The sequence below is a fragment of the Pseudomonas sp. USTB-Z genome (genome assembly GCF_019691255.1).
GTDB classification, from domain to species: domain Bacteria; phylum Pseudomonadota; class Gammaproteobacteria; order Pseudomonadales; family Pseudomonadaceae; genus Aquipseudomonas; species Aquipseudomonas alloputida.
In genome coordinates this window covers 1-6,065 of the sequence record NZ_JAECZP010000044.1, presented here as the reverse complement: position 1 = coordinate 6,065, position 6,065 = coordinate 1, and the positions used below count along the sequence as shown (strand labels likewise).

Annotated in this window: 3 protein-coding genes; all 3 read right to left on the bottom strand. The window is 66.1% G+C overall.

Translation table 11 applies throughout. The features are described 5' to 3' along the window. On the bottom strand, positions 1–2,241 hold a 2,241-nt coding region (locus I8746_RS26680), incomplete at its 3' end, for a condensation domain-containing protein (protein ID WP_221101209.1). Positions 2,242–2,253: 12 nt separating this feature from the next. Further along, complete coding sequence (locus I8746_RS26675) at positions 2,254–5,643, bottom strand: non-ribosomal peptide synthetase (protein WP_221101208.1); 3,390 nt, start codon at positions 5,641–5,643, stop codon at positions 2,254–2,256. Then, positions 5,643–6,065: phosphopantetheine-binding protein (locus tag I8746_RS26670; RefSeq protein WP_259674212.1), on the bottom strand; the 423-nt coding region annotated here is incomplete at its 5' end. The genes I8746_RS26670 and I8746_RS26675, both read right to left, overlap by 1 nt.

Genomic DNA, 6,065 nt, shown 5'->3' with positions numbered 1-6,065 from the left:
CGGCACGAAATGCAAAGTGGTGACCTGGTGGCGCTCGATGGTGTCGATCAGCCGCTCCGGCTCGCGATGCTCCCCCGGCGCCGCCAGGGCCAGCCGTGCACCGGTCATCAGTGGCCAGAAGAACTCCCACACCGACACGTCAAAACTGAACGGGGTTTTCTGCAACACCGTGTCGGCGCCGTCCAGCGCATACGCCTGCTGCATCCACGCCAGCCGGTTATACAACGCTAGGTGGCGGTTGCCGGCACCCTTCGGCCGCCCGGTCGAGCCGGAGGTGTAGATGACGTAGGCCAGGTTCTCCGGGTGCAGCCGGCACGCCGGCACCTGCCGCGAGTACCCGCCCAGTTCGCCGGGCTGGTCCAGCAACAGGACCTGCCCGGCAAACGCCGGCAGCTGCTCGCGCAGGTGGGCCTGGGTCAGCAGCAGTTCGATGCCGCTGTCTTCGAACATGTAGGCCAGCCGCTCGGCCGGGTAGTCCGGGTCCAACGGTACATAGGCGGCACCAGCCTTGAGGATCGCCAGCAGGCCAACGACCATTTCCAGCGAACGCTCGGCGGCGATACCCACCAAGCTTTCCGGGCCGACACCCTGTTCGATCAGCTTGTGGGCCCACTGGCTGGACAGCTCGCTCAACGCCCGGTAGCTCATGCGCTGGTCGCCGAACAGCAGTGCCGTGGCGTCCGGCTGGCGACGCGCCTGCGCCTCGAACAGTTGGTGCACGCGCCAGTCGCCGGGGTAGTCGGTGGCGGTGTCGTTAAGGTCATGCAGCACCGCTTGCGCCTGCTGCGGGCTCAGCATCGGCAACTCGCCCACCGGCTGTTGCGGCTGGGCTACCACACTGTGCAGCAGGTGCTGCCAATGCTGCCCCATGCGCTCGACGCTTGGCGCGTCGAACAGGTCGGTGGCGTAGGTCAGCGATGCCCACAGGCCATCCGCGGTCTCGACCGTGTCCAGGGTCAGGTCGAACTGGGCGTTCACTTCTTCCCACGCCAGCACTTCCACGCTCAAGCCTGGCAGCTGTGTGGCCCCTGGCAGCCGGCGCTCGGCGCTGCGATGGTTGAACATGACCTGGAACAACGGGCTGCGGTTCAGGCTCCGTTCGACCTGCAGCGCATCCACCAGCTGCTCGAAGGGCAAGTCCTGGTGCGCCTGGGCCTCCAGCGCAGTGGCCTTGACCTGCTGCAACAGGCGGACGAACGGTTGGTGCGTATCGATGTCGGCCTTGTGCACCTGGGTATTGACGAAGAAGCCGATCAGGCCTTCGGTTTCCTTGCGCGTGCGGTTGGCGACCGGCACGCCGACGCGGATGTCCGACTGCCCGGTGTAGCGGTGCAACAGGCACTGGAAGGTCGCCAGCAACAGCATGAACAGGGTCACCCCTTCGCGCCGTGCCAGTTGCCGTAGGCCATCGGCCAGTGCCGGGCTCAGTGGCAGGTCGATGCGGGCGCCACGGTAGCTGCTGTGCGACGGCCGCGGGCGATCAGCGGGCAGCGCCAGCACAGGCTGCTCACCGCCCAGCTGGGCGGTCCAGTAGGCTAGCTGGCGCTGCCGTTCGCCGCCATCCATCCATTGACGCTGCCAGGCGGCATAGTCGGCGTACTGGATCGGCAACGCCGGCAGGCTGGCAGGCTGCCCGCTGCTGTACGCGCGATACAGGTGCACCAGCTCCTGCACCATCAGCGCCAGCGACCAGCCATCCGAGACAATGTGGTGCTGGGTGATCAGCAACACATGATCGTCCGGCCCCAGGCACAGCAGGCTGGCCCTCAGCAGCGGGCCCTGGGCCAGGTCGAACGGCTGGCGGATTTCTTCGGTGATACAGGTGCGCAGCCGCGCCGCCCGGTCCTCGCCGGGCGCCAGGGCCAGGGTGTGCCTGGCAATGCTCACCGGCGCGGGGGCATGGATCACTGGTGTGGTGCGCTCACCGTCAGTGGCGAAGGTGGTGCGCAGCGACTCGTGGCGCGCCACCAGCGCATCGAAGCTTTGCTGCAGGGCAGCCAGGTCCAGTGCGCCGCGCAGGTTCAGCGCACTGGGCAGGTGATAGGCGGCGCTGTCTGGCTCAAGGTGCCAAAGAAACAGCTGCCGCTCCTGGGCGAAGGACAGCGAAAGCGGCTCGGTCGGATCGCGTCGAAAAACAGGTGCCACGCTGTACAGATCGACACCTTGCTGCTTGAGCAGCACCGCCAGCGCCTTGCGTTGCTTTGCCGACAGTGTTGCTACCGATTCGATTAACTTTTGCACGCCCTTCCCCTGTCAAGAGATCAGATTTTCCAGATCTTCGGCTGATAGACGTTTGAGGGCCTCCAAGGATTTAGCCAAGGCATCGTTGACCGCCTGGGTGTGCGGCTGAGCACCAGCGATCTCGGCGCAGTAGGTTTGCAGGTCGTGGGTGGTGAACAGCGCCTTGACCGCTGTTTCCAGCTTCAACTGCTCACGCAGGCGCACGGTGACCTGGGTGGCCAGCAGTGAATGCCCGCCGAGGTCGAAGAAGTTGTCGGCAAGGCCGACCTGATCGACGTGCAGCACCTCCTGCCAGATCTGCGCCACTTGCTGCTGCAGCTCGCTCTGCGGTGCCAGGTAGGCCACCCGGGCGACACTCAGGTCAGGGGCAGGCAGCCGGTTGCGGTCAAGCTTGCCATTGGGGGTATGGGGGAAGGTCGCGACGAACGTCGTCCAGGTCGGCACCATGTACTCCGGCAACGCGCTGCGCAGTTGCCGCTTCAGCGCCTCGCCCAGTACCTCCCGCGTTTGCGCATCGTCGACCACGGCCACGTCCTGCGGCACCAGGTAAGCCACCAGCTGCTGGCCACCAGGCCCCGGCCGGGCGACTACCGCCGCTTCGCGAATGGCGGGATGACGCGCCAGTTGTGCCTCGATTTCACCGAGTTCGATACGATAGCCACGCATCTTCACTTGCTGGTCGATTCGCCCGAGGTATTCCACCACACCCTCGGCCCGGTAACGCGCCAGGTCGCCGGTGCGGTACAGCCGTTCACCGTTCCCGGCGAACGGGTCGGGGACGAAACGCTCGGCGGTCAGCCCTGGCCGCTGGTAATACCCGCGCGCCAGCCCCGCCCCGCCAATCAGCAGCTCGCCGGCAACGCCAACAGGGACTGGCGCCAGGTCCTCACCCAGCAGGTAGAGCCGGGTATTGTCCAACGGCCTGCCTAGCAACGCCTGCGGCCTGGCGGGCTGCAAGCGGTGCAGCGCCGACCAGATGGTGGTTTCGGTGGGCCCGTACAGGTTCCACAACGGCCCGCCCAGGGCCAGCAGCCGCTGGGCCAGGTCATCGCTCAGCGCTTCGCCGCCACACAGCTTCGTGCAGCCGGCCAGCACCTCGCCGCGGCCGCTGTCTAGCAGCATGCGCCAGGTCGAAGGGGTGGCCTGCAGCACGGTCACTGACTGCTGCGCTACCAGCTCCAGCACCCGCTGCGGGTCCTGTGCGGTATCCGGACCGGCCAGGACCACGCAGGCGCCCTGCACCAGCGGCAGGTACACCTCCAGCCCGAAGATATCGAACGAGAACGTGGTCAACGACAACAGGCGGTCGCCGGTAGCCAGCCCCGGCGCCTTGGCCATGCTGGCGATGAAGTTGACCAGCGCGCCGTGGGGCACCATCACCCCTTTTGGCCTGCCGGTGGAGCCCGAGGTGTAGATCATGTAGGCAAGGTGCTCGGCCGACAGGTGCGGCTGCGGGTTGTGCACACCGTAGGCTGCCACGTTGCAGCCACTGCCCAGCGGGTGCTCGGGCGCCAGCAACAGGCACTGGACCGTGGCCGGTATCGGCAGGCGTGCCTGGAGCGACGGCTGGGTCAGCAGCAGCCTGATGCCGCTGTCCTCCATCATGTAGGCCAGCCGCTCGTCCGGGTAGTGGGGGTCCAGCGGTACATAGGCCCCCCCGGCCTTGAGCACGGCCAGCAAGGCGACGAGCATCTGTGGCGAGCGTTCGAGGGCCACCCCGACGTTGACGTCCGGCCCCACGCCGCCTTCGATCAGGCGCCAGGCCAGGCGGTTGGCGTGTTCGTTGAGTTGCTGGTAGCTCAGCGTCTGGTCTTCGAACTGCACCGCCGGTGCATGCGGCGTGGCATGGGCACGCTGCTCGATCATGTGCTGGATACAGGCGTCGGCAACCGGCACCGCCGTGTCATTCCAGGCTTGCCCGATCACGTCCAGCTCGCTGTCGCTGAGCAGTGGCAACGCAGCGATTCGCTGACCCGCGTCGGCCACGATGCCGTCCAGCAATTGCACCCAGTGCCCGGCCATTCGCGCTATGGTGGTGGCATCGAACAGATCGGTGGCGTAGTTGAAAGAAGCGCCGATCTGCCCTGGCGCTTCGAAGGTTTCCAGGGTGAGGTCAAACGGCGCGGTGCGCGTTTCACCAGGCAAAGCCTCGATACGCAGCGCTGTGTCGCTGGCGGCCTGCTGGCCATTGCCCTGGCGCTGGTGGTTGAACATGACCTGGAACAACGGGCTGTGGCTCAGGCTACGCCCCGGCTGCAAGGCTTCGACCAGTTGTTCGAACGGCAGCTCTTGATGGGCCTGGGCGTCGCTGGCGGCCTGGCGGGCTTGCTGCAACAGCGCGCGGAAGGTCTGCTGCGGCTCGATTTGCGCGCGCAGCACCTGGGTGTTGACGAAAAACCCGATCAACCCTTCGGTTTCTACCCGATTGCGGTTGGCGATGGGCACACCGACGCGAATATCCTGCTGCCCGCTGTAGCGCTGCAGCAAGGCCTGGAACGCGGCCAGCAACAGCACGAACAAGGTCACCCCTTCGTGGCGGGCCAGGTCTTGCAGGCGTTGGCACAGTTCGGCCGGCAAGCTGAAGTCGTGCCGTGCGCCGCGGTAGCTCATCAGCCCCGGGCGGGGCCGATCGGTGGGCAGTTCCAGCACCGGCTGCTGGCCACCCAGTTGCGCTTGCCAATAGGCCAGCTGCCGCTCGCGCTCACCGGCCTCCATCCAGCGCCGTTGCCAGATGGCATAGTCGGCGTACTGGATGGGCAGCGGCCGAACAGCCACGGCATGCCCTTGGCAGCAGGCACTGTAACCCTGCAGCAGTTCATCGACCATGACCTTCAGCGACCAGCCGTCAGCGGCGATGTGGTGCACCACCAGGCTGAGCACATGGTCCTCGGCCGCCAGGCGCAGCAACGCCACGCGCAACACGGGGCCGTGTTGCAGGTCGAACGGCTGCTCCCGGTGGGCTTCGACAAAGGCCTGAATCTGCGCCTGCTCATCGCCCACACCGCGCTCACGGCATTCGATCGCTACCGTCAGCTGTGGGGCGATTTGCTGGCGTGGGCCACCGTCGCGGCTGTCATGGGTGAACGTGGTGCGCAAGCTCTCGTGCCGCGCCAGCAGCGCATCGAAACTGCCTTGCAAGGCCTGCAGGTTCAGCGGGCCATGCAGGCGCAGGCTGACCCCGATGTTGTAGGCAGTGCCCTGAGGCTCCATCTGCCACAGGAACCATTGGCGCTCCTGGGCAAACGACAACGGCACCACGGTGGTGTCGTCGCGCACCAGCGGAATGGGCAGGTTGGCCGGGGATACGCCCTCTTCAAGCATTTTCTGCAGGTATTGGCGACGCTTTTCCAGCGGCAGATTGATGAAGCGCTGAGCAATTTTCGTGGCGACTGCGGTGTCCATCACACCTCCTCCATTTCGTCCAGCAGAGCCGACAGCTTGCTGAGTGTTTGTGTGTCCGCCGGCGCAGATGCCTGGGCCAGCTGTTCGGCGAAGCTCGCCAGGGTTGGGTGCTGGAAAATCAGTTGCGGGGTCAGGCTCAGGCCGAGTTCCAGTTGCACCCGCGATACCACGCTCACGGCCAGCAATGAATGGCCGCCCAGTTCGAAGAAGTGGTCGTCCAGGCCCACTTGCTCAAGCTTGAGCACGTCCTGCCAGATGGCTGCCAGCTGCTGTTCCAGCTCACTGCCTGGGGCGCGATAACCGTGCTGCAACAGGCTGGCATCGGCCTTGGGCAAGGCCTTGCGGTCGAGCTTGCCGTTGGCTGTCAGCGGCCACCGGTCGAGCAGCAGCAGGTGCGCCGGGACCATGTAGTCCGGCAGCGC